The 21,958-nt window shown below is 68.1% G+C and carries 18 protein-coding genes; 15 read left to right on the top strand and 3 right to left on the bottom strand.

Features of this window, described 5'->3' with window-relative positions; genetic code table 11:
• Positions 1 to 8: 8 nt before the first annotated feature.
• Positions 9 to 653, top strand: coding sequence for a response regulator (locus AAFF27_25285; GenBank protein ID XAH23253.1), 645 nt, complete (start codon positions 9 to 11; stop codon positions 651 to 653).
• 9 nt (positions 654 to 662) lie between these two features.
• Here AAFF27_25285 and AAFF27_25280 read toward each other — a convergent pair whose 3' ends face one another.
• Positions 663 to 1,316: an OmpA family protein gene (locus tag AAFF27_25280; protein XAH23252.1), complete on the bottom strand. Its 654-nt coding sequence runs from the start codon at positions 1,314 to 1,316 to the stop codon at positions 663 to 665.
• Positions 1,317 to 1,654: 338 nt separating this feature from the next.
• Between AAFF27_25280 and AAFF27_25275 the strand changes: the two genes are divergently transcribed.
• From AAFF27_25275 to AAFF27_25210, 14 genes are all read left to right on the top strand, one after another.
• Positions 1,655 to 2,863 carry an MltA domain-containing protein gene (locus AAFF27_25275; protein ID XAH23251.1) on the top strand — a complete coding sequence of 403 codons (1,209 nt, stop codon included), beginning with the start codon at positions 1,655 to 1,657 and terminating at the stop codon, positions 2,861 to 2,863.
• A gap of 30 nt (positions 2,864 to 2,893) precedes the next feature.
• Positions 2,894 to 3,220, top strand: a complete 327-nt coding sequence (locus AAFF27_25270) for a hypothetical protein (GenBank protein ID XAH23250.1) — start codon at positions 2,894 to 2,896, stop codon at positions 3,218 to 3,220.
• 510 nt (positions 3,221 to 3,730) lie between these two features.
• A complete protein-coding gene (gene bcsD / locus AAFF27_25265) occupies positions 3,731 to 4,201 on the top strand; it encodes a cellulose biosynthesis protein BcsD (GenBank protein XAH23249.1) in 471 nt (156 codons plus the stop codon).
• Entirely contained in the window at positions 4,198 to 4,578 is a 381-nt protein-coding gene (gene bcsP / locus AAFF27_25260; protein XAH23248.1) for a cellulose biosynthesis protein BcsP, read from the top strand. The genes bcsD and bcsP overlap by 4 nt, the downstream gene beginning before the upstream one ends.
• Entirely contained in the window at positions 4,575 to 5,351 is a 777-nt protein-coding gene (gene bcsQ / locus AAFF27_25255; protein ID XAH23247.1) for a cellulose biosynthesis protein BcsQ, read from the top strand. Before bcsP ends, bcsQ begins: the two co-directional genes overlap by 4 nt.
• A gap of 62 nt (positions 5,352 to 5,413) precedes the next feature.
• Positions 5,414 to 7,561, top strand: coding sequence for a UDP-forming cellulose synthase catalytic subunit (bcsA, locus tag AAFF27_25250; protein XAH26325.1), 2,148 nt, complete (start codon positions 5,414 to 5,416; stop codon positions 7,559 to 7,561).
• A 32-nt stretch (positions 7,562 to 7,593) separates the two neighbouring features.
• A complete protein-coding gene (gene bcsB, locus AAFF27_25245) occupies positions 7,594 to 9,873 on the top strand; it encodes a cellulose biosynthesis cyclic di-GMP-binding regulatory protein BcsB (protein ID XAH23246.1) in 2,280 nt (759 codons plus the stop codon).
• A 99-nt stretch (positions 9,874 to 9,972) separates the two neighbouring features.
• Positions 9,973 to 11,802 carry a cellulose synthase subunit BcsC-related outer membrane protein gene (locus tag AAFF27_25240; GenBank protein ID XAH23245.1) on the top strand — a complete coding sequence of 610 codons (1,830 nt, stop codon included), beginning with the start codon at positions 9,973 to 9,975 and terminating at the stop codon, positions 11,800 to 11,802.
• Positions 11,792 to 13,045, top strand: coding sequence for a cellulose synthase complex periplasmic endoglucanase BcsZ (bcsZ, locus tag AAFF27_25235; GenBank protein XAH23244.1), 1,254 nt, complete (start codon positions 11,792 to 11,794; stop codon positions 13,043 to 13,045). The genes AAFF27_25240 and bcsZ overlap by 11 nt, the downstream gene beginning before the upstream one ends.
• A complete protein-coding gene (locus AAFF27_25230; GenBank protein ID XAH23243.1) occupies positions 13,021 to 15,681 on the top strand; it encodes a tetratricopeptide repeat protein in 2,661 nt (886 codons plus the stop codon). Before bcsZ ends, AAFF27_25230 begins: the two co-directional genes overlap by 25 nt.
• Before the next feature lie 63 nt (positions 15,682 to 15,744).
• Positions 15,745 to 16,386: an SGNH/GDSL hydrolase family protein gene (locus AAFF27_25225; protein XAH23242.1), complete on the top strand. Its 642-nt coding sequence runs from the start codon at positions 15,745 to 15,747 to the stop codon at positions 16,384 to 16,386.
• Entirely contained in the window at positions 16,386 to 17,063 is a 678-nt protein-coding gene (locus AAFF27_25220; GenBank protein ID XAH23241.1) for an alginate O-acetyltransferase AlgF, read from the top strand. The genes AAFF27_25225 and AAFF27_25220 overlap by 1 nt, the downstream gene beginning before the upstream one ends.
• A gap of 36 nt (positions 17,064 to 17,099) precedes the next feature.
• The gene (locus AAFF27_25215; GenBank protein XAH23240.1) at positions 17,100 to 18,503 is read left to right on the top strand and encodes an MBOAT family O-acyltransferase; all 1,404 of its coding nucleotides are present in this window, start codon (positions 17,100 to 17,102) and stop codon (positions 18,501 to 18,503) included.
• A 4-nt stretch (positions 18,504 to 18,507) separates the two neighbouring features.
• Positions 18,508 to 19,662 (top strand): cell division protein FtsQ, encoded by a 1,155-nt coding sequence (locus AAFF27_25210; GenBank protein XAH23239.1) that lies wholly within the window; start codon positions 18,508 to 18,510, stop codon positions 19,660 to 19,662.
• A 224-nt stretch (positions 19,663 to 19,886) separates the two neighbouring features.
• Here AAFF27_25210 and AAFF27_25205 read toward each other — a convergent pair whose 3' ends face one another.
• Positions 19,887 to 20,546, bottom strand: a complete 660-nt coding sequence (locus AAFF27_25205; protein XAH23238.1) for a hypothetical protein — start codon at positions 20,544 to 20,546, stop codon at positions 19,887 to 19,889.
• A complete protein-coding gene (locus AAFF27_25200; GenBank protein ID XAH23237.1) occupies positions 20,546 to 21,946 on the bottom strand; it encodes an alkaline phosphatase in 1,401 nt (466 codons plus the stop codon). Before AAFF27_25200 ends, AAFF27_25205 begins: the two co-directional genes overlap by 1 nt.
• Between the last annotated feature and the right edge of the window lie 12 nt (positions 21,947 to 21,958).

Here is a 21,958-nt window from a genome sequence, read left to right as displayed (position 1 = left end):
GATCACAGATGGAGCCTGGCCTCGACGCAATCGTGTTTGTAGTGGACGATGACGCTGGCGTGCGCGACGGCCTGGCCTGGCTGCTGCGCTCGCGCCGGCTGCTGAGCGAGACCTACGCCAATGCGCTGGCCTTCGAGCAGATGCTGCAGTCCCAGGAGGGCGCAGGCGCGGCGCCGCCAGCGCAGCCCTGCTGCCTGCTGCTGGACGTGCGCATGCCCGGCATGAGCGGGCTGGCGCTGTTCGACACGCTGGTGGCGCGCGGCCTGCACGCGGCCATGCCGGTGATCTTCCTTACCGGCCACGCCGACGTGCCAACCGCGGTTGACGCCGTCAAGCGCGGTGCCTTCGACTTCTGCGAAAAGCCGTTCTCCGACAACGCGCTGGTGGACCGGGTCGAGCAGGCGCTGCGCCGCTCCGCCGAAGTGCTGGCGCAGCGCCGCGCCGCCAAGGAAGTCCATGCGCGCATCACCGACCTGACCGACCGCGAGCGCGACGTCATGCGCCTGGTGGTCGAGGGCCTGCCGAACAAGCTGATTGCCGACCAGCTCGACATCAGCGTGCGCACGGTGGAAGTGCACCGTGCGCGCGTGTTCGACAAGATGGACGTGCGCTCCGCGGTCGAGCTGGCCAACCTGCTGCGCACCGCGGAGTAGGCCGGCGGGTCAGCCGCGCGGCTGCGACTCACCCACAAAGATTTCCACGCGGCGGTTCTGCGCCCGGCCCTGCACCGAATCGTTGCTGGCGATCGGCTGGTGCGAGCCGTGGCCTTCAATCGTGAAGCGGCGGCTGTCCAGGCCGCGCATCACCAGGTAGTCCCGGGTGGCGGCCGCACGGTCCACCGACAAGGGGTTGTTGACGGCGTCGCTGCCGGTGCTGTCGGTATGGCCGATGATGCGCACCGTTGCGCCGGGATTGTTCTGCAGCCCGCTGGCGAAGCGGTCCAGGATCGGGGCAAAGTCAGACTTCACGTTGGCCCGCCCGGTGTCGAACGAAATATCGCTCGGGATGTCGAGCTTGAGCTGGTTGTCTGTGGTCTGCGAGACCGCCACACCGGTGCCCTGTGTGGCGGCCTGCATTTCCTGCTTCTGGCGCTCCATGCGCTGCGACCAGATATAGGTGCCCAGCGCGCCCACGCCTGCGCCCACCACTGCGCCCGTACCTGCGCTGCCGCCCAGCGCCGAGCCCAGCACTGCGCCGCCCAGCGCGCCGGCGCCGGCACCCATGGCGGTGCGGCGTTGGGTGTCGCTCATGTTCATGTCCGCGCAGCCGGCCACGAAGACAGCGGTAAGAACGGTTCCGAAGAGGATCTTTCGCATGGCGTGCTCCTTTGCATTGGATGAAATACGGCAACGCGCACGCACGGGCGGGATGCCCGTGTTGCTTGTCACCGATTCATTATGGAAGTCGCCCGCCGGGGCCGGCGGTATCGCCATGTAAGAGCCATTCCTTCAAGGTTTAGGTCCTTGAGGTGAAACGTCATAACTATCAAATAGATAGCTATAAGCCCAGGCTGCACCTGGGCAAATGGCATATTTCATTCATATAAGCAGTGCCGGCAAGGTCTTGACGGACGTGCGCGCAGGAGCGTGTCTACTTTTGCGGCGGATCCTCGGGCGGGTCGTCCTGGCGGCCCGAGAACATGGTCCACCAGACGATGAACACGAGCACGGCCAGCGCCAGCAAGGCTTCGAGCAAAATCAGGCCCATGACAAAAAGACTCCTGCGGGTGGCGACAACCCTGGCGATTGTAGGAATGCTCGCTGCCTGCGCGACCCGGCCCGTCCCCCTGGAGGAGGCGCCGGCCCCGGCGCCGCGTCCGCCCGCCCCTGCCGCACCCGCCGCCGCGCGGCCTCTGCCCTGGCCGACCGGCACGCTGCCGCAGGTGCAAAGCCGCTGGGTGCCGGCGGCCTGGGAAGAACTGCCGGGTTTCCAGGACGATGCACTGTTCGAGGCCTGGAACGCCTGGATCAAGAGCTGCGAGCGCCCGGCGCCGGCCTTTGCCGCGCTGTGCGGCGACATCCGCCAGCTCTCCATCGCCACGCCTGAAGAACAGCGCGCCTGGATGGTGGCGCGGCTGCAGCCCTACCGCGTGGAGTCCAGCAGCGGCAACCCCGACGGCCTGCTGACCGCCTACTACGAGCCGGTGATCCCGGCCAGCCGCCTGCCCACGGCGCAGTTCACCGTGCCGCTTTACAGCGCACCCGCCGGGCTGGCCGCGCGCAAGCCCTGGTTCACGCGCCAGCAGATCGAAACCCAGCCCGACGCGCGCGCCGCGCTGGCCGGCCGCGAGATCGCCTGGATCGCCGACCCGGTCGAGGCCATGGTGCTGCACATCCAGGGTTCGGGCCGGCTGCGCGTGGCCGAGCCCGATGGCACCCAGCGCACCGTGCGCCTGGCCTATGCCGGCACCAACGACCAGCCCTACCGCAGCATCGGCAGCTGGCTGCTGTCCACCGGCCAGACGCGCGACGCTACCTGGCCCGGCATCCGCGCCTGGCTGGCGCAGAACCCGCAGCGCCTGAACGAATTGATGTGGGCCAACCCGCGCTACGTGTTCTTCAAGGAAGAGCCGCTGGAGGGCGTGGACGCGAGCTTCGGGCCGCGCGGCGCGCAGGGCGTCGAGCTGACGCCGGGCCGCTCGATCGCCGTGGACCGGCAGAGCATTCCCTACGGCACGCCGGTCTGGATCGTCTCGCCCGGGCCGCAGCGCAGTTTGCAAAAGCTGGTGCTGGCGCAGGACACCGGCAGCGCCATCGTCGGCGCGGTGCGGGCCGACTATTTCACCGGCTGGGGCGCGGATGCGGGCGAGGTCGCCGGGCGCCTCAAGCAAAACCTGCGGCTCTGGGTGCTCTGGCCCAAGTAGCTGTCCCCTTCACTTCAACAGGATGCACCCATGAACCGGATCTGGACATGCACGCTGCCGGCGCTGGGCCTGCTGGCATTGCTCGCAGGCTGCGCACAGAGCGGCCCGTTCGCGCGCGGCACGGCCTACCGCTGCGACAACGGCGTGAACTTCACGCTGCTCGCGGGTGAAAGCGTCAGCTTGCAGGGCTTCCGCGGCACCGAGCTGCTGCTGCGCGATGCCGGCGGCATGGGCCCGAACCAGGCGGTCTACAGCAATCCACAGGTGCGCGTGGAAACCGGCCTGGGCGCCGACGGCCGCGAGGCGCTGCTCGAAGGCCTGGTGCCGGGCACGCGCGCGCGCTGCCGGGCGCAATAGCGCGCTTTCAGGAAAGCACCAGCAAGCGTTGACCGGTTGGTGCGGGGTCAGCAACTTCCCGCATGCCTGCGACTGCGGTGCCCGCTGCACGACAAGGTCAAAGCCCCCTTGCTCCGCTGATACGCGCACACTACAAGGATCACCTCGGCGCGGCGGTGGGCTATTGCGCTGCAGCGCCGGCGCAGATGAAGCTGCCCTGAACACGCTCGCGGGCAGCTCCAGAGAACGAGCAAAAAGCCGCATCCCGAGGGCGCCAGCCTTTTTTATCCGGCAGCCTGGCAGGGGAAAGGTAAACAAGCCTTTTCGGCGGCAGACAGGCGCTGGCGCTTCCCGGGAAGATCCGTGGCGTGCGTGCATCGCCCACTAACGGTGGCTGGCATTGGCCAGCACGTAGGTTTGTTTCCCAGCCGGGCTATTGCTTGCCAGTCGAGTGCAGGCGAACGTCTAATAGAGACACAACTTGTAAAAGCTCGGGGCAATCTGTGACCGTTCGAGCAAAAAGGCCCTACCGTGGATAACGCGAATCTTGAATACCTGAGCAGCCTGCAGTGCGCGCGGCAGTGGCGGGGCTTTATTCAGGCGTTCGCCGTCGAACTGGGTGCGCAGCATTCCGAGGCAGACCTTGCCGTGCTGATGCGGCGCGCCGGCAGCCGCTTTGCACAGGGCTCTGTGTTGGGTTCTTGCGACACATTGTGGGACCTGCAACTGGCCATGGGCCGGGTCTGGATCGGCCTGGACTGGGGCTGGGTGGTGCTGGAGGAAACCGCTGACCACCTGCGCGTGCGCCACCACTGCAGCCCGCTGCTGGCGGCCTTTGGCGCTGGCGCCGAGCGCTGGTCCCCCGCCTTTCTGGAAGGTGTCTACCAGGAGTGGTTCCGCCAGGCAGGCGCAGGCGACCTCCATGTGCGGCAAGCCGGCGGCTTCGACGCGGCGGGCGGGATCGAGTTTCACCTTGCCGCAGCTTCGCACGCAACATCATGAGCCAGAACGATATCGTCAACCTGTTCAAACAGTTCGGCGGCAAAGCGTCCCAGTACCAGGAAATAGCCCGCGAGAACCAGGCCCAGCAGTCGCACGGGCGCTGGCCGCTGCTGTCGGCGCTGGATGCCGCGAGCAGCGAGCCGCCCGCACCGGTGGCCGAAACCCCGCCCGCAGCCCCGGCGGGCGCTGCAGCCCTGTTCGCCAACCGGCCTGCCGCGCCGCTGCGCGCGGCCCCTGCACCTGCTGCCGCGCCGCAAGACATGCGGCAGGAGCCTTTGCAACAGGTTTTCGCACGCCTGTCGCGGCCCCGGCCGCCGGAGCCCGCGCCGGCATCTGGAGATGAGCTCTCGCTGCTGCGCAAGCTCTTGAGTTCATGAAGATCGTCGCGGTAGCCTCCGCCAAGGGCGGCGTCGGCAAAACCACCGTGACCGCCAGCTTGGCCGTGGCCCTGGCCAAGGCTGGCCGCATGGTGCTGGCGGCAGACCTCGATCCGCAGAACGCGCTGCGCCTGCACCTGGGCCTGGATCCGCGCGATCCGGGCGGCAGTGCCCGCGCCACCTTGAAGGGCGCGCCCTGGCTGTCGGGCTGCACAGCCGGCCCACCCGGCATTGTGGTGCTGCCCTACGGCCAGCTCACCGAGGATGAGCGCGAGGCCTTCGAGCAGCGGCTGGAGACCGATCCGCAGTGGTTGATGCGCCACCTGCAGCAACTCGGCTTGCCCGAGGAGGTCGTGGTGCTGCTGGACACGCCGCCCGGCCCCTCCATCTACATGCGGCAGGCGCTGGCCGCCGCCGACCTGGTGCTCGTCGTCACGTTGCCGGACGCAGCCTCCTATGCCGCCTTGCCGCTGATGGACAAGCTGGTGCGCCGCTATGCCGGCACGCGCCCCGGCTTTCTTGGCCAGTGCTACCTGCTCAACCAGGTCGACAGCACGCGCCAGCTCTCGGCCGATGTGGCCCAGGTGCTGCGCCAGCGGCTGGGCAGCAGGCTGTTGGCTTGCATCCATCGCGATCAGGCGGTGTGCGAGGCGCTGGCCTACGACCAGAGCGTGCTCGACTACGCGCACGACAGCCTGGCCAGCCACGACTTCATCGCCGCTGCCACCGCACTGGCGCGCCAACTCGAGGCTGCGCCGCAGGCCCACGCATGACCAGCCAGGACGAATTCCGGGTCGACAAGCAGGGTGTCGCCGCGCGCCTGCGCGCGGCCATCATGCGTGTCGTGAACCATCCCGCATGGGGCCATGCCACGTTGCGCTGGAGCACCGGGCTGCTGGGCCTGGGGCTGTTCATCCTGGTATTCACCGTGCCGCTGAACCTCGGCGGCCAGGTCGCCTTCGCGGTGGTGAGCTTTGTCGCCGCGCTGCTGCTGCGCAAGGTGCCGGGCCGGCTGCCCACGCTGGCGATGATCGTCTTCTCGATCACGGCATCGATGCGCTACATCTACTGGCGCTTCACAGACACCCTGGGCTTTGAAGGCCTGCTCGACAACTTCTTCGGCACTGGCTTGGTGCTGGCCGAGCTGTATGCGTTGGCGGTGCTGCTGCTGGGCTACTTCCAGACCGCCTGGCCGCTGGAGCGCAAGCCCTTGCCCATGCCGGCCGACCGCAGCAGCTGGCCTGCGGTGGATGTGCTGATCCCCACCTACAACGAACCGCTGGAAGTGGTGAAGCAGACCGTGTTCGCGGCCATGGGCCTGGACTGGCCGGCGGACCGCCTGAATATCTTCCTGCTCGATGACGGGCGCCGCCCCGAGTTCCGCGACTTCTGCACCGAGATCGGCGTGGGCTATCTCACGCGCGACGACAACCGCCATGCCAAGGCCGGCAACATCAATGCGGCGCTCAAGCAGACCTCGAGTGAGCTGGTGGCGATCTTCGATTGCGACCACATCCCGGCGCGCTCCTTCATGCAGATCTGCGTCGGCTGGTTCCTGCGCGACCCGAAGCTGGCCATGCTGCAGACGCCGCACTATTTCTTCTCGCCCGACCCGTTCGAGAAGAACCTGGACACCTTCCGCGCCGTGCCCAACGAGGGCGAGCTGTTCTACGGCCTGGTGCAGGACGGCAACGACCTCTGGAACGCCACCTTTTTCTGCGGCTCCTGCGCGCTGATCCGCCGCGCCCCGCTGGAGGAGATCGGCGGCGTGGCGGTAGAGACCGTGACCGAAGACGCACACACCGCGCTCAAGCTCAACCGGCACGGCTACAACACTGCCTACCTGGCGATCCCGCAGGCTGCGGGCCTGGCCACCGAGAGCCTGTCGGGCCATATCGGTCAGCGCATCCGCTGGGCGCGCGGCATGGCGCAGATCAGCCGCCTGGACAACCCGCTCACCGGCCCTGGCCTGCGGCTGGGGCAGCGGCTCTGCTACATGAACGCGATGCTGCACTTCTTCTACGGCCTGCCGCGCATCATCTTCATGACCGCGCCGCTGGCCTACCTGTTGTTCGGTGCCCATGTGTACCAGGCCACGGCCGCGATGATCGCCGCCTTCGCGCTGCCGCATTTGATGCACGCCAGCATCACCAATTCGCGCATGCAGGGGCGCTTCCGCCACTCGTTCTGGAACGAGGTCTACGAGTCGGTGCTGGCCTGGTACATCCTGCGGCCGGTGCTCACGGCCTTCATCAACCCGCGCCTGGGCAAGTTCAATGTCACGGCCAAGGGCGGTCTCATCGATCACTCTTACTTCGACTGGGGCATTGCGCGGCCCTACCTGCTCCTGATGGCCGTGAACCTGATCGGTCTGGCAATCGGCCTGGTGAAGTTCAGCAGCCACAGCGGTGAGGCCGCGTCAACCCTGGCCATCAACTTGGTCTGGACGATCTACAACGCCGTCATTCTGGGCGCCAGCATTGCTGTCGCCAGCGAGAGCCGACAGGTGCGTCGTGCGCCGCGCGTGGATGCCTCGCTGCGCGCTGTACTGACCCTGGCCAGCGGTCGCACGGTGGTCTGCAAGACCGAGGATTTCTCGCAGACCGGTTTGGGGCTGCTGGTGCCCGCGGACCTTGAACTGCCGCAGGGCGAGCTCTTGCACGTGACCCTGTTCCGCAACGAGGACGAGGCCTCGTTCCCGGCGGAGATCGTGTTTCGCAACGGCGCGCACCTGGGGCTGCAGTTCCAGGAAATGAGCCTGCCGCAGCAGGCCGCGCTGACCCAGATGACCTTTGCCCGGGCCGACCTGTGGGCCAGCAGTTGGGGCCACGGCGAGCGCGACACGCCGCTGCGAGCCCTGGCCGGTGTGATGAGGATAGGGGTCAAGGGCTTCGGCATCTTCTTCAAAAATCTGTACGCCATGGTGCGCAGGCCACGCGCTCTGCGGCAGCCAGGCTCCAAACTCGATACAGGCAAACAATGAAAACAATGACAACTGCAGGCCAGGGAACACGCATGGCGAGATCGCGCAGCGTGCTGTCGGCCGCCGTCGCGCTGGCAATGTTGGCATTCGCTGCGGCCAGCGAGGCGGCAAAGGTCTCGGCCCCGGCTGCCGCCGTGCTGCCTGGCGTGCCAGCCACGGCGCCCGCTGCCGCCGTCCGTAGCTACAGCATGTCGTTCAAGCAGCTGGGTGCCACCTACCCGCTGCAATTGCGCGGCGTGCAGGGCTTGGGCGGTGTGCCATTCAGCGTCCGTGCCGACGAGGTGGTGGTGGGCGCCAAGCTCAAGCTCAAGTACGCGTACTCGCCAGCGCTGCTGTCCAACATCTCGCACATCAACGTGCGGGTGAACGGCGAGGTCGCCGGCACGATTGCAGTGCCCCGCGAACAGGCCGGCACGGATCTGGAGCAGGACATCGCCATTCCGCCGCGCCTGATCACTGACTTCAATCGCATCGACCTTGAGCTGATCGGCCACTACACGCTCGAGTGCGAAGACCCATTGCATTCCAGCCTCTGGACCAGTATCAGCAACCAGAGCAGCATCACACTCGACGTCACGCCGGTCGCCCTGCCGGACGACCTCGCACTGCTGCCCGGCCCGTTGTTCGATCGCCGCGACGTGCGTTCGCTGAACCTGCCCTTCATCTTCATGGCGCCTCCGGTGCCATCCACACTTGAGGCGGCGGGGGCGGTGTCTTCCTGGTTCGGTGCACTGGCGGGCTACCGCGGTGCCAAGTTCCCCGCCGCCATCGGCACGCTGCCCGCCAGCGGCTCGGCAGTGGTGTTCGTGGTCGGCAGCGACGGCCTGCCAGGTGTGGACCTGCCTGCGCCGGCCGGCCCGACCCTGGCCATGGTCACCAATCCGAACGACCCGGTGTCCAAGCTGCTCGTCGTCATGGGGCGCGACGCGGCCGAACTCCGGACCGCCGCTACCGCGCTGGCGGTTGGCGGGCCCGCGCTGTCGGGCCGCATGGCCACCGTTACGGGCATGAAAGAAATCGAGGCACGCAAGCCCTACGACGCGCCCGCCTGGCTGCGCAGCGACCGGCCGGTGCGCTTCGGCGAGATCGCCGACCAGCGCGCGCTCAATGTCTCGGGCTACACACCGGACACGGTGCGTATCAATTTCCGCGCGCCGCCGGATCTGTTCGCCTGGCGAGAAAAAGGCATCCCGGTGGATCTGCGCTACCGCTATACCCCGCGGCCCACGGCTGACAAGTCGACGCTCAACATCAATGTCAATGACCAGTACCTGCGCGCCTACCCGCTGCGCGCGGCGAACCACGATAGCCCCAGCGTGATCGATGCGCTGCTGCCCACGCCGGAAGACGGCACGGTCATGGCGCATGAGCGCCTGCGGGTGCCGCTGTTCCTGCTGCCGGCCCAGTCGCAACTGCAGTTCCATTACTACTACGACTACGTCAAGCAGGGCTTCTGCAAGGACGTGATGCTCGACAACGTCAGGGGCGCCATCGACGCCGATTCGACCATCGACATCTCGGGCTTTTCGCATTTTCTGGCCATGCCCGACCTTGCCGCCTTCGGCAACAGCGGCTTTCCTTTCACGCGGATGGCCGATCTTTCGGAAACCGCCGTTGTCATGCCGGACAAGGGCGACCTGCCGGAATGGTCGGCCTACCTGAACCTGATGGGCCTGATGGGCCGCTCCTCAGGGTATCCCGCGACGGGCGTGCTGGTCACCCCGGCCTCGCTGGTCGAGAAGGTGTCCGGCAAGGACCTGCTGGTCATCTCCTCCGGTGCCGACCAGCCCTTGCTGCAGCGTTGGGAGCGCGATCTTCCCGCGGCTGTCACGCCCACGGCGCGCCGCTTCCCGCTGTCCGATCTGGCCTACCGGGTGCTCGGTTGGTGGGACGGGCGCCAGCAGGAGCAGCCGGTCGACCGGCGCGAAGAATTGAGCTACACCGGCAGTGGCCCGCAAGCGGTCATCAGCGGCTTCGAGTCGCCCTTGTCGGGCGGGCGCAGTGTGGTGATGGTGTCGGCCGACCAACCTGAGGCGCTGGACGGCGCGGTCAATGCATTGCTCGACCAGGATCTGCTCAAGCATGTGCACGGCAGTGCGGTCGTCGTGCGTGGGCAGCAGGTGTCCAGCCTGGTGTCTGAGCAGACCTACCATGTCGGCCGGCTCGACCCGCTGACCTGGATCCAGTGGTTCCTTTCGCGGCATCCCCTGGTGCTGGTGGTGGTGGGCCTGGTCGCCGCGGCGTTGCTGGCCGTGGTGATGTACTTGGCGCTGCGTGCCCGGGCGCGCCTGCGCCTGCGCTCGAATGCTTGAGAACGACATGAGCCCGCGCCCTTCGAGGAGCCGGTTGGCCCGGTCCCCTGATCCCTGGCCAACGGGCCTGCGCCATTCGCGCCTGTTCCGGGAGAGACCATGTATCCACGTACCAAGCCCCTTGTTCTGATTCTCCTGATGGCGCTGAATGTGCCTTCGATGGCTGCTGTCGGCGGCGGCGGTGACGCCATGCCTGGCCCGCGCGCGCGGCAATTGCCGGAAGACGTGCCGTCGGCGTGGGAGTCCACGCGCCGCTATCTGGAGCAACGCGTGCTGGACGCGCCGGCCGACGTTCACGCACGCCTGGCCCTGGCCCAGCACGAGATGACACGCGCGTCCACGCTGCGCAGCGGCATCGTGCAGATCTCCCTGTTGGCGGGCGACCGCGAGGTAGGGGCTGCGGCCATCGAGAGCTGGCGTGACGCCCTGGCCTGGACCGATGGACAGGCATCCGACATTCCCCTGTTTCAGGCCTTCCTGCGTGTGCGCCCGCGCGATGCAGCGGTGCGCGGACGCTTGAACGAGATCGCTCGCCGGCACGGCGTGTCGCCGAATGCGGTCGCTGCAGTGTTCCCTCCGCCACCCCTGACAGGCAGGGTCCAGGACGACATATCCGACACTCCGCCGCCGCTCGCTTCCTCGCCGGCACTGGGCTATGTCCCTGCGCCAGCCCCGGCCCCGGAACGCAGCTTCGCGCAGGCGTCGGGCCCGACGCCAGCAGCACCCGTGGCCGCCGGTACCGCTGCGGGAGGCACCGAGGCACAGGCGAAGGCGCGCGGCCTGGAGGAAGAAATCGACGCGATTGAGCGTGAGCGCATCGCCACTCTGTCGGTGGGCACCGTGGTGCGTTCGCGTCAGGGTGAGAAGGGCATGAGCCAGCTCACCGATACCGAAATCCCCATCTCGCTGCGCTTCGACTTCGGCGACGGCAAGGCCACCATCAATGTCACCCCGGTGATCCTGAGCAGCGGCACGCCGGCGACGGGCATCAACACCATCAGCAACTTTGGCGGTGGTCCCCTGCTGGCGGGCGCCTTGCCCGGTGTCTCCGCAGGGTCGCAGAATGCTTCCGGCGTGGGCCTGGGCGTGGGCTGGGAGTCTGGCAATCTGCAGGCCGACCTTGGTACGACTCCCTTGGGATTCCGTTACACCGATGTGAACGCGGGCATCAAGTACCGCCTGCCGGTCAGCGACGCGTTCTCCTTCAGCATCGGCCTGTCGCGCCGGCCGGTGACCGACAGCGTGCTGTCCTTCGCAGGCGCGCGCGACGATCGCACCGGCACCGCCTGGGGCGGTGTGTCCGCCACCGGCGGCCGGCTGGAGGCCAACCTGGACGAGGGCAGCTATGGGCTCTACGGCTACGGCTCGCTGCACCGCCTCACCGGCCACCAGGTGGAGTCCAACAGCCGCGCCGAACTGGGTGCCGGCAGCTACTGGCGCATCCTGCGCACCGAGGACTCGGGCCTGACCGTCGGGCTGGCGCTGACCGCTCTGGGCTTCGACAAGAACCTGAGCTTCTTCACCTACGGCAACGGCGGCTATTTCAGCCCGCAGCAGTTTGTCTCGCTGGCCGTGCCGGTGGAGTGGCGGGCGCGCACCAGCCAGCTGTCCTATCGGCTCAACGGTTCACTGGGCGTGCAGCACATGCGCACCGACAGTGCGCCTTTCTTCCCGCTCAATCCCAGCCTGCAGACCACCACGGCGGCCTTCTATCCGGGCCAGAGCAAGACCGGCCTGGGCTACAACCTGGGCGTGGCGCTCGAATACCAGCTCCAGCCTCAGTGGTTCCTCGGTGGCCGCCTGGCGATCGACAACGCACGCGATTACCGGCAGTTCAACACCAACGTGTACCTGCGTTACGCCTTCGGGGCCGTGACCGGCCCGCAGGCCATGCCGGTCAATACCGTGCGGTCGCCCTATGCGAACTGATCCCTTGCATCCCGCCGCATCCCGGCGTACCTGCCTGCGCCTGCTGCTGGGCACGCTGCTGGCGCAAGGGCCCCTGCGCGCCGGAGCGGCAGCGGCGCGCCCGTGCCCTGAGCCGGGCTGGCCCCTGTGGCAGGCCTTTGTGCAGTATTTCGTCCAACCGGACGGCCGTGTGCTGGACGCCAGCACGCCGCAAAAGCACAGCTCCTCCGAGGGGCAGTCCTACGGCATGTTTTTCGCCCTGGTCGCCAACGACAGGGACCGCTTCGAGTTGCTCTGGCGCTGGACCGTCGACAACCTGCTGGGCGGGCGGGTGGAAGGCCATCTGCCTGCCTGGTTCTGGGGCCTGGCGTCGGATGGCGGCTGGCGTGTGCAGGACGACAACTCGGCCTCGGACGCAGACTTGTGGATCATCTACAGCCTGCTGGAAGCCGCGCGCCTGTGGCGGCGGCCCGATTACGAGCGCGATGCCGGCCTGCTGCTGGCCGAGGTCGAACGCAGGGAAGTCGCCGAGGTGCCCGGCCTGGGCGCCATGCTGTTGCCGGGTGAGCGCGGCTTCGTGCACGAAGAGGGCCAGAACGAGGCCAAGCGCCGGAGCTGGCAGTTCAATGCCAGCTACCAGCCATTGCCGGTACTGCGGCGCTTGGCCGTGGCTGCGCCGCGCGGCCCGTGGCGCCGGATCGCGGACAACACCCTGACCCTGCTGCGGCAGACGACGCCGCCAGACGGTTTCGTCGCCGACTGGGTGGCCTATACGGTCGATGCGCAGGGGCAGGGCCGCTTCGGCCCCCACCCCACCAAGGCGGATGTCGGCAGCTACGATGCCATCCGCACCTACATGTGGGCCGGCATGGTGCCGCGCTCCGACCCGCTGGCATCCGACCTGCTCGGCCTCGTCCGTGGCATGTCCGTTGCGACCTCCGCCGCTGGCGTGCCGCCTGAATTCGTCAGCGTTTCTTCTGGCAAGACGCGTGGCGTCGGACCTTTCGGATTCTCCGCAGCCTTGCTGCCGTACCTGCAGGCTACCGGCAATGGCGCGGCCCTGGCAAAGCAGCAGCAGCGCGTCGCCGACGGCCTGTTGCAGGTGCTGGCGCCGCAGAACGCAAAGGACAAGCAGCCTCCTTACTACGACCTGGTCTTGACGCTTTTCGGCCTGGGCTGGCTGGAGGGCCGCTACCGCTTTGGCCGCACCGGGGCACTCGAACCCGCCTGGGAAACCTCATGCCGCGCCACAAGCACCCGTTGATTGCCGCAGCCGTGGCCGCCCTGCTGTTGTCGGCCCACGGTGCCGGCCTGGCCCAGAGCCAGAGCGATGCCGAAAAAGCGCTGGTCGAGCAAGGGCAGTACTGGCAGTCGCGCAATATCGAGCGCGCCACCGAGGCGTGGGAGAAGCTGCTGCTGGTCAGTCCCGGGCATCCGCAAGCCCTGGCCAGCCTCGGGGAACTGGCCATCAGGGCCAAGAAGCTCGACGCTGCCAAGGCCTATCTGGTGCGGCTGAGCAAGGCCCATCCGGACAGCCAGGCGGCATTGCAGCTGGAGCAGGACATCAGTTTCGCCAGCGACCACGCCGTGGCCGAACTCGACCAGGCGCGCATCCTGCTGCGCGAGCAGAAGTTCGACGCCGCCATTGCCAAGTACCGCAGCCTGTTCAACCACCGCTTGCCGCAGGGCAAGGTGGCGCTGGAGTACTACACGGTGCTCGGCTATTCGGCCGCCGGCTGGGAAGATGCCATCGCAGGGCTCGAGCGCCTGCGCAGGATTGCTCCCGGCGACCCGCATATCCAGCTGGAACTGGCCAATCTGCGAACGCTGAGGCAGAAGACCCGCCTGGAGGGCTTGCGCGGCCTGGTGGTCTTGTCCCGCCGTGCGGACGTCGGCGGTGATGCGACCGAGCATTTGCGATCGGCGCTGGCCTGGATGGGCGCGCCGCCGCCCGCCAGCCTGGTGCCTTTCTTCCAGGAATACCTGAAGGCGAACCCGGACGACACGGAGATACGCGCCCAGTTGACTACCAAGCCAAAGCCGGGGGCTGCTGGCAGCAGCACCGTGCGCCTGGACCCCTTCTCTGCCCACATCAGCGCGGGCTTCGCGGCGCTGGATGCGGCTGACATCGCGCGCGCCGAGACCGAGTTCCAGTCCGCGCTGAAATTGAAAGCCCGCAGCGACTCGGCGCTTGGCGGCATGGGCCTGGTGCGGCTGCGCCAGGAAAAGTTCGCGGCGGCGCGCGAGCTCCTGGCCGAGGCATCGCGGCAGGGCGGCGCAGACCGCTGGAAGCAATCCCTGGACAGTGCCAGCTACTGGGACCTGGTGGCGCAGGCAAGCGCAGCGCGCAGCGCCGGGCGCCTGGACGATGCGCGACAGAAACTCGAACAGGCGGTGCAGATCGATCCGCAGGAGCCGACCGCAGAGAACGCGCTGGGCGGGGTCTTCTCCGAACTCAAGCAAACCGCAGACGCCGAGCGTGTCTACCGCAGCGTGCTGGCGCGCCAACCCGACAGCCTCGACGCCTTGCGCGGACTTGTCGGCGCCTTGGCTGCGGCCGGCCGCAGCGCCGAAGCCCTGAAAATGATCGATGGCCTGAACCCCGAGCAGCAGGCCCGCATCGACGTACGCAAGCTGCGCGCCGAGCAGAGCCTGGCTGAATACCGCGCCGCCCTGGCGGAAGGCGACGCCGCGCTTGCCCGCGCCAAGCTGGAGGCTGCGATCAGCCTGTCGCCAGACGATGCGTGGACCCGGCTGGACCTGGCGCGCATGTACCTGAAGGCCGGCTCCGGCGCCGATGCGCGCGGCGTGATGGATGCCCTGCTGCAGCGCCGCCCGGAAGACCCGGAGGTGCTCTACCCCAACGCCCTGCTGCTGGCGGAATTGAAGGACTGGGACGGTGCATCCGCTCTGATGGAGCGGATTCCGGCGGCAAGCCGGACACCGCCGATGCGGGCTCTGTACACCCGTGCGGGCGTGAATGCGCAGGTCGATGCCGCCGTGGCCCTGGCCCGGGCTGGCCGCGCGCAAGAGGCCAGGGCCCCACTGGCCCAGGCCGAAGCCCGGCTCGATGCCAGCGCGGATGCCGACCTGCTGGGCCTGGTGGTCCAGTCCTATATGGACATCGGCGACACGCCGCGTGCGCGGGTGCTGCTGCGGTCCGCCATGTCGGGCAACGGTGGCTCGCTGGCGGTGCGCCTGCAGTACGCCGACCTGTTGCTGCGTACCGGCCAGGACGCTGAACTGGCGGGGTTGTTGCGGGAACTGCAGCGTGAAAACCTCGCACCGCCGGACCGCGCGCACTACGACAGCATTCGCCGGATCCATGTGTCGCGCCAGGTCGAGACGCTGCGCAAGCAAGGGGATCTGGCATCCGCCTATGACCTGCTGGCCCCGCTGCTGGCACAGGCACCGGACGACCCGGCCCTGCTCAGCGCCCTGGCGCGCCTGCATGCCGACGCCGGACAGCCTCAGGAGGCTGCGCGCCTATACCGGCAGGTGCTGGCGCGCAACCCGGACGATGCGGGCGCGCTCATGGCCGCCGGCATTCTGGCCACCGCCCGGCGCGACTACGCCTATGCTGAACAGGCCTTGCTGCGGGCCCGGCAGCTCCAGCCGCAGAACCCGGACGTGGTGGCGGCGTTGGGACGCCTCTACCGCGTACAAGGCAAGAACGGCGAGGCCGTGGCGCTGCTGCGCCAGGCGCTTGGCATGGTGCGGGCGCAGGAAGCGCCTGCGGCCCAGGCGCCGACCGCGCCTGCCACACCCGCAGACAACAACCCGTTTGCCTACCTGCGCCGGGGCGGCGCTGCCCCCGCACCGGTGGTATCGCCCCCGCCTGCTGCACGACCTGCCGCACCCAACCTGCCGGAATCGAACGTCAGCCGCCCCGCCTGGTAGCGTGTTGCCATTCGTACACCCGACCCAATCCCGCCCAATTTCATTCGAACCGAGAGGAACCCCATGCTCGCAACCCTGGCCGGACTCAGCATTCTCATCATCGGCGACAGCCACCTGACCAACGCTGGCTACCTGATCGATACCCTGCAGGACCAGTTCCTCAGCCGTGGCGCCAAGGTCGTGCACACCGTCGGCGTCTGCGGCTCCACCCCCGCCGACTGGACCACCATCAAGAAGGGCGACTGCGGCGGCGCCGAGCGCGTCGGCAAGGGGGCCATCACCTATACCGGCATCAATGCCGCCACCAAGCCGGTCAAGCAGCTGATCCAGGCGGAAAAGCCTGACCTGGTGGTCGTCGTCATGGGTGACACCATGGCCAGCTACAAGCAAGCGGCCTTTCCCAAGGCCTGGGCCTGGCAGCAGACCACCGCCCTGACCAAGGACATTGCCAGCGCTGGTACCTCCTGCGTGTGGGTCGGCCCTGCGTGGGGCAGCGAAGGCGGCATGTATGGCAAGACCTTCGAGCGGGTGAAGACCGCGTCCGAGTTCCTGGCCTCCAACGTGGCACCCTGCACCTACGTCGATTCGCTGAAATTCTCCAAGCCCGGGCAATGGCGCACGGTCGATGGGCAGCATTTCACGCCCACCGGCTACAAAGACTGGGGCAAGGCCATCGCCGACGCCATGGTTGCGGGGAAGAAGTGATGCGTGGCCTGGTCTTCCGCCTGCCCCTGTTGGCAACGTTGGCCGGCGGTTGCGCTGCCGCGCTGGCCGCCGCTCCCTTGCTGTACGAGACCGGGCCTGCGCAGGACTCGGCCTTTGTGCGCTTCGTCAATGGCACTGGCCAGAAGCTCGACGTCGTCGCCGGCAAGGCGCGCCTCGCGCTCACCACCGACAAGCCGGTATCGGACTTCCAGTCGGTCAAGCCGAACATCGATATCAAGGGCGATTTCGAAGGCGCCGGTGTGCGCAGTCCCATCGCCGTGAAGACGGCGCCGGGGGCATTCGCCACCGTTGTCGCGCTGGTGCCGGCCGGGCAGAAAGCCGTGACCACCACCGTCCTGAGCGAAACGCCAGACGACTTCAATGCGCTCAAGGCCTCCATCGCGTTCTACAACGTCGATGCCGCTTGCAAGGGCGCTGCGGTGCAGGTGGCGGGGCGCAACGTAGCGCTGTTCACCGGTGTCGCGCAGGGCAGCAGCCAGCGCCGCGCGATCAACCCGGTGCAGGTCGGCGTGCAGCTCATGTGCGATGGCAAGCCGCGCGGCAATGCCATCGACCTCGGCACGCTGCAGGCCGGGCAGCGCTACAGCCTGGTGCTCGTGCCCTCGGCCGCCACCGGTTCGCGCCTGATCTTCGCCACCGACGACGTGGCGCGCTGACGCGTCCAGACCCGCCCAACCGCCGCCTGACGCCCCGTGGTTTTCGCCTCGCTCGAATTCCTGCTGCTGTTCTTCCCGCTGTTCCTGGTGGCGTATGCGGTCACGCCCGTGGGCGGGCGCAACGCAACACTGCTGGCCGGCAGCTGGATCTTCTATGCCTGGTGGAGCCCGCCCTACCTGCTGATGCTGATCGCGCTGACAGCGCTGACCTGGGGCGGGGGGCTGCTCCTGGCGCGTGGCGCGGCGCCGCAGCGCCAGCGTGTGCAGCTGGCCGCACTGATCACCGTGCTGGTGGGCATCCTGGCGTGGTTCAAGTACGCCAACATCCTGGTCGAAACCCTCAACACCGCCCTTGGCTGGGCCGGCGCGCTGCCACTGCCCTGGCAGAAGGTGGCGCTGCCCATCGGCCTGTCCTTCATCGTGCTGCAAGCCATCTCGTACCTGGTGGACGTGTACCGCGGCACCGTGACGGCGCAGCGCAGCTTCGTCGCCTTTGCCGCCTACAAGGCCATGTTCGGCCAACTGATCGCCGGGCCCATCATCCGCTACGACTGGGTCAAGCGCGAGATCGGCAGCCGCCGCTTCGGCTGGGACGGTTTCTGCGCCGGCGCCTGGCGCTTCATGATGGGCATCAGCATGAAGGTGCTGATCGCCGACACGCTGGCGCCCGTGGCCAATCTGGTCTTCGCCCAGTCCGAACCCTCGTTCATTGACGCCTGGCTCGGCTGCGGCGCCTATACGCTGCAGCTCTTCTTCGACTTTGCGGGCTACAGCGCCATGGCCATCGGCATCGCCCAGATGCTGGGCTTTCACTTTCCCGAGAACTTCCACCACCCCTACCTGGCGCGCAGCATCCAGGACTTCTGGCGCCGCTGGCACCTGTCGCTGTCGAGCTGGATCCGCGACTACATGTACATCCCCATGGGCGGCAACCGCGGCGGCAGCTTTGCCACCTACCGCAACCTGCTGCTGACCATGGCCATCGCCGGCCTCTGGCATGGCGGCGACAGCTGGAACTACCTGCTGTGGGGCATCGCCCACGGCCTGGCCCTGTGCTGCGCTCGCGCCTGGAGCGGCGCCGGGTACAGCATGCCGGCGCCGCTGGCGCGCATCGCCACGCTGCTGTTCGTCATGCTGGCCTGGACGCTGTTCCGCGCGCATGACGCCGGCGGCGCCCTGCGCATGTATGCTGGGCAGTTCGGGCTGCAGGGCTTCGGCTTGGGCGATGCGCTGGCCGTCGAACTCCGGCCGGCCCATGCGCTGGCCGGCCTGCTCGGCATCGCCTGCGTTGTCTGGCCGGCGGTGGGCCCGCGGCTGGCGCAGCGGGCCGGCCCGCGCCTGGCGGCGATCGGTGCGCTGTGGCCGGTGCCTGCCTTCCTGCTGTCGTTCGCGCTGATCGCCAGCCGCGGCGCGGTGCCGTTCCTGTACTTCCAGTTCTAGCCGCATGGCACCGCCCGTCCAGAACACCGCACCACCGCAGCCGCCAAGCCCGCCCCGGGCCGCAGCGCGGGTGGCCGGCATGGCTCTGCTGCTGTTCCTGTGCGGAGGGCTCGGCAGCACCTTCTATGCGGTAGTGGCCAAGGGCCTGGACCTGCTGCCGGCTGGCCTGACGCGTGCCGCCTTCCTCGACGGAGCCACCATGCGCGGCATCGCCGACGCGCTGGCCAAGGCACCGCCGGCCCGGGCTGCGGCCGATGCCGAGCGCGGCGCCAGTTGGGTGCTGATGCGCGACCTGGGACCGCAGGTGCGGCAAGGCTGTCCTGGCTGGCTGTTTCTGGCAGAGGAACTGGTGCCCCACCCCGGCGCGGATGCCCACCTGCAGGCGCGCGCCGAGGTGGCTGTGCGCCTGCGCGCTGCGCTGGAGCAGCGCGGCATCCGCCTGCTGGTGGCCATGGTGCCCGACAAGAGCCGCATCGAACAATCGCGCCTGTGCGGCCTGGTGCGTCCGGCCCGTCTGGCGGGGCGCATGGACGACTGGCTGGCCCGGCTGCGCGCTGCCGGGGTGGCCACGGTGGACCTCACGCCCCCGCTGGCGGCGCTGATGGCGCGGGGCGAAGACCCGTTCTTTCGCACCGACACGCACTGGACCGAGGGCGGCGCCGCCGCTGCGGCGCACTCGGTGGCGGAAGCGGCCAAGGCCCTCGGCATCGAGGCCGTGCCGCCGCAGGCCTACGACGTGGTCCGCCAGCCCGCTGCGCGGCGCCCGGGCGACCTGGTGCACCTGGCCGGCCTCGATGCCTTGCCGCTGTCCCTGCAGCCCGCGCCAGAGACGGCACAGGCCAGCGTCTTCACGCCACGCAAGGACGCCAGTGGCGGGGCTTCGGCAGAGGCCGACTTGTTCGGCGACGCCGATCTGCCACGCATCGCGCTGATCGGCACCTCGTTCTCGCGCAACTCCCATTTCGGTGATTTCCTGGCGCAGGACCTGGGCACGCCGGTGGCCAACCTGGCGCGCGACGGCGGCAACTTCTGGGGGGCGGCCGAAGCCTATTTCGCCAGCCCCGCCTTCAAGCAGACGCCGCCGCGCCTCGTCATCTGGGAGATCCCGGAGCGCGCGCTGCAGCGCACGACCGAAGGCGAGCACTGGGTGCTGCCATGAGTCCTAGGGAAAGTTGCGCTGATGCAGGCGCGTCCCCCAGCCTGCGCGACGCCACGGCTGCGGACCTCGACTTTGTCTTCACCGCCAAGCGTGTCGAAGCCCTGCCCCCATCGCCAAGCCCTTCGACAGGCTCAGGGCGAACGGGGGTGAGTAGTTACGAAATTTAGAAGAAAAGTAGCTGTAGCCCTTGTCCTGCCTGGGCTATTAGCTATGATTTTTGACAATCAGTCCAGGTAGTCCGAATAGTCCTTCTTCTGATACCTCTTGGCCACATTCCACGGCGGCGTTGCGGCTAGCGGCTGGGCTTGCACCACGGTCTTGCGGCTGGAGGGGCCCTGGCTGGATTCGACCAGCACCGGGTATTGCAGGCGCTGGTTCCACACCACTTTCAGCGTGCGGCCGGGTTCTTGCGACACGTAGGTGACCAGGTCGCCTGCGGTGGCGGTGGCCTTCAGCGGCTTGAGCGATGCCGGGTCGATCAGGTGGTAGGCGGCGGTCCACGAGCCGTCGAAGCCGACGTTGCCGTAGTCGGTGGGCGCGACGTCGACCAGCACCTTGTCTTCGGCCGAGGCCAGCTGCAGCGCCGGCTTGCCGTCCTTGCCGCGCTGCAGCCAGCGCGCGGCGGCGGCCACGTCCAGGTGCTTGTGGCCCTTGTCGCCAGCGGCGTGCTCGTGGGCCGAGTGCCAGCCTGCGGGCACGACGCGCTCGACCCAGACCTGGTCCTGCCGGCGCACCACGCGCTCGGAGAACTCCACCGTGCGCTTGATGCCGTCGCTGCCGGCCGAGACGATGGTGTGGCGCACCAGCAGGTCGGCGTCTTGCGCCAGCGCGGGCAGGGCGCTGGCCAGCAGCAGGGCGGCGAGGGTGTGTTGCAGCTTCATCATCAGAAACCAAACGCCTGCTTGAGCAAGCCGTTGACGCGGGTGTTGTCCAGCGTGCCCTTGAAGATGTTGCTGCCGGCGCCGGTGGCAAACAGCATCACGTCGCCGCCGCCGTGGGTTTCGGCGCCGGGGCTGCCCAGCACCACGCCCACTTCTTGCAGATAGTTCTTGTCGCCCGAGGTGTCGACGTTGGTGAGGTCGTCGCGCGTGGCCTTGCGCGGGCCGCCGCCGTTGCCAAACACCAGCGTGGTGTAGGGCAGGCCATCGGCCGCCTTGGCGGTCTTCTTGGTCTTGTAGTCGGTGGTCTTGCCGAGCACGTCGTTGCCCAGGTGCGAGTAGCCGTTGAAGGCCATCGTGTGGTCATGGTCGGCGGTGACCACCACCAGCGTGTTCGACAGATCGACCTTGCCCAGCGCGGCCTTGATGGCGTCGTCGAAGGCGATGGTGTCGGTCAGTGCGCGCTTGGCGTTGGTGCCGTGCAGCGCGTGGTCGATGCGGCCGCCCTCCACCATCAGGAAGTAGCCGTTGCCGTTCTTGGCGAGTGCGTCGATGGCTTTCACCGTCATCTGCGCCAGGCTGGGTTCCTTGGTGGGGTCGCGGTCCAGCTCGTAGGACATGTGGCCTTCGGACAGCGCCTGGTCGAACAGGCCAATGAGCTTGCCGCTGGGCGCGGCGTTCAGGCTGGCCAGGTCATTCACGTAGCTGTAGCCCTTGGCCTGCAGCTCGGCCACCAGGTCGCGGCCATCGGGGCGGCCGCGTGGCGTGGTGCTGGCGTTGAACGGGCGCCAGTAGTAGCTGATGCCGCCCAGCAGCACGTCCACGCCATTGCCCAGCGCGCTGTTGTAGCCGGCGCCGCCGGGCACGGCCTGGCGCGAGATCGCATATTCAGCATCGCGGTGGCAGATGTGGGCGTAGGTGGCAGCCGGCGTGGCATGCGTCAGGCGCGCGGTGGTGACCACGCCTGTGGCCTTGCCCTTGGCAATCGCCTGCTCCAGGATGGTGGGCACGGCCGCGCCATTGCTGGCCGCGCAGTTGTTGACCGCGTTGCTGACGGCCGGGCTCACGCTGCTGTCGGCCGAGGGGCGGGTGGCCACGGTGTTGCCGTCCATGGCGATCACCTCGTTGCGCGACTTCACGCCCGTGGTGTAGGCCGCCATCGAGGGTGCGCTGTCGGTGGTTTGCGCATCCAGCGAATAGGTCTTGATGCGGGCTGCGCGCGGCAGCGATTCCATGGTCAGCAAACCGGCCTCGCCGTATTTGTAGATGCGGCTGGCGGTGACGGTGACCGGGCCCATGCCGTCACCCAGGAAGAAGATGACGTTCTTGGCCTCGCCGGCGGCGAGGGCAGGGAAGGCGCAGGACAGGGCCAGGCAGAGCGCGCTGGCGGAGCGAATGAGGTGCATGGAGGAAGTCTC

The sequence above is a fragment of the Xylophilus sp. GW821-FHT01B05 genome (assembly GCA_038961845.1).
In the GTDB taxonomy this organism is placed as follows: domain Bacteria; phylum Pseudomonadota; class Gammaproteobacteria; order Burkholderiales; family Burkholderiaceae_C; genus Xylophilus.
The sequence above is the reverse complement of the archived record's forward strand: the minus strand, read 5'-3'. Positions and strand labels throughout refer to the sequence as shown.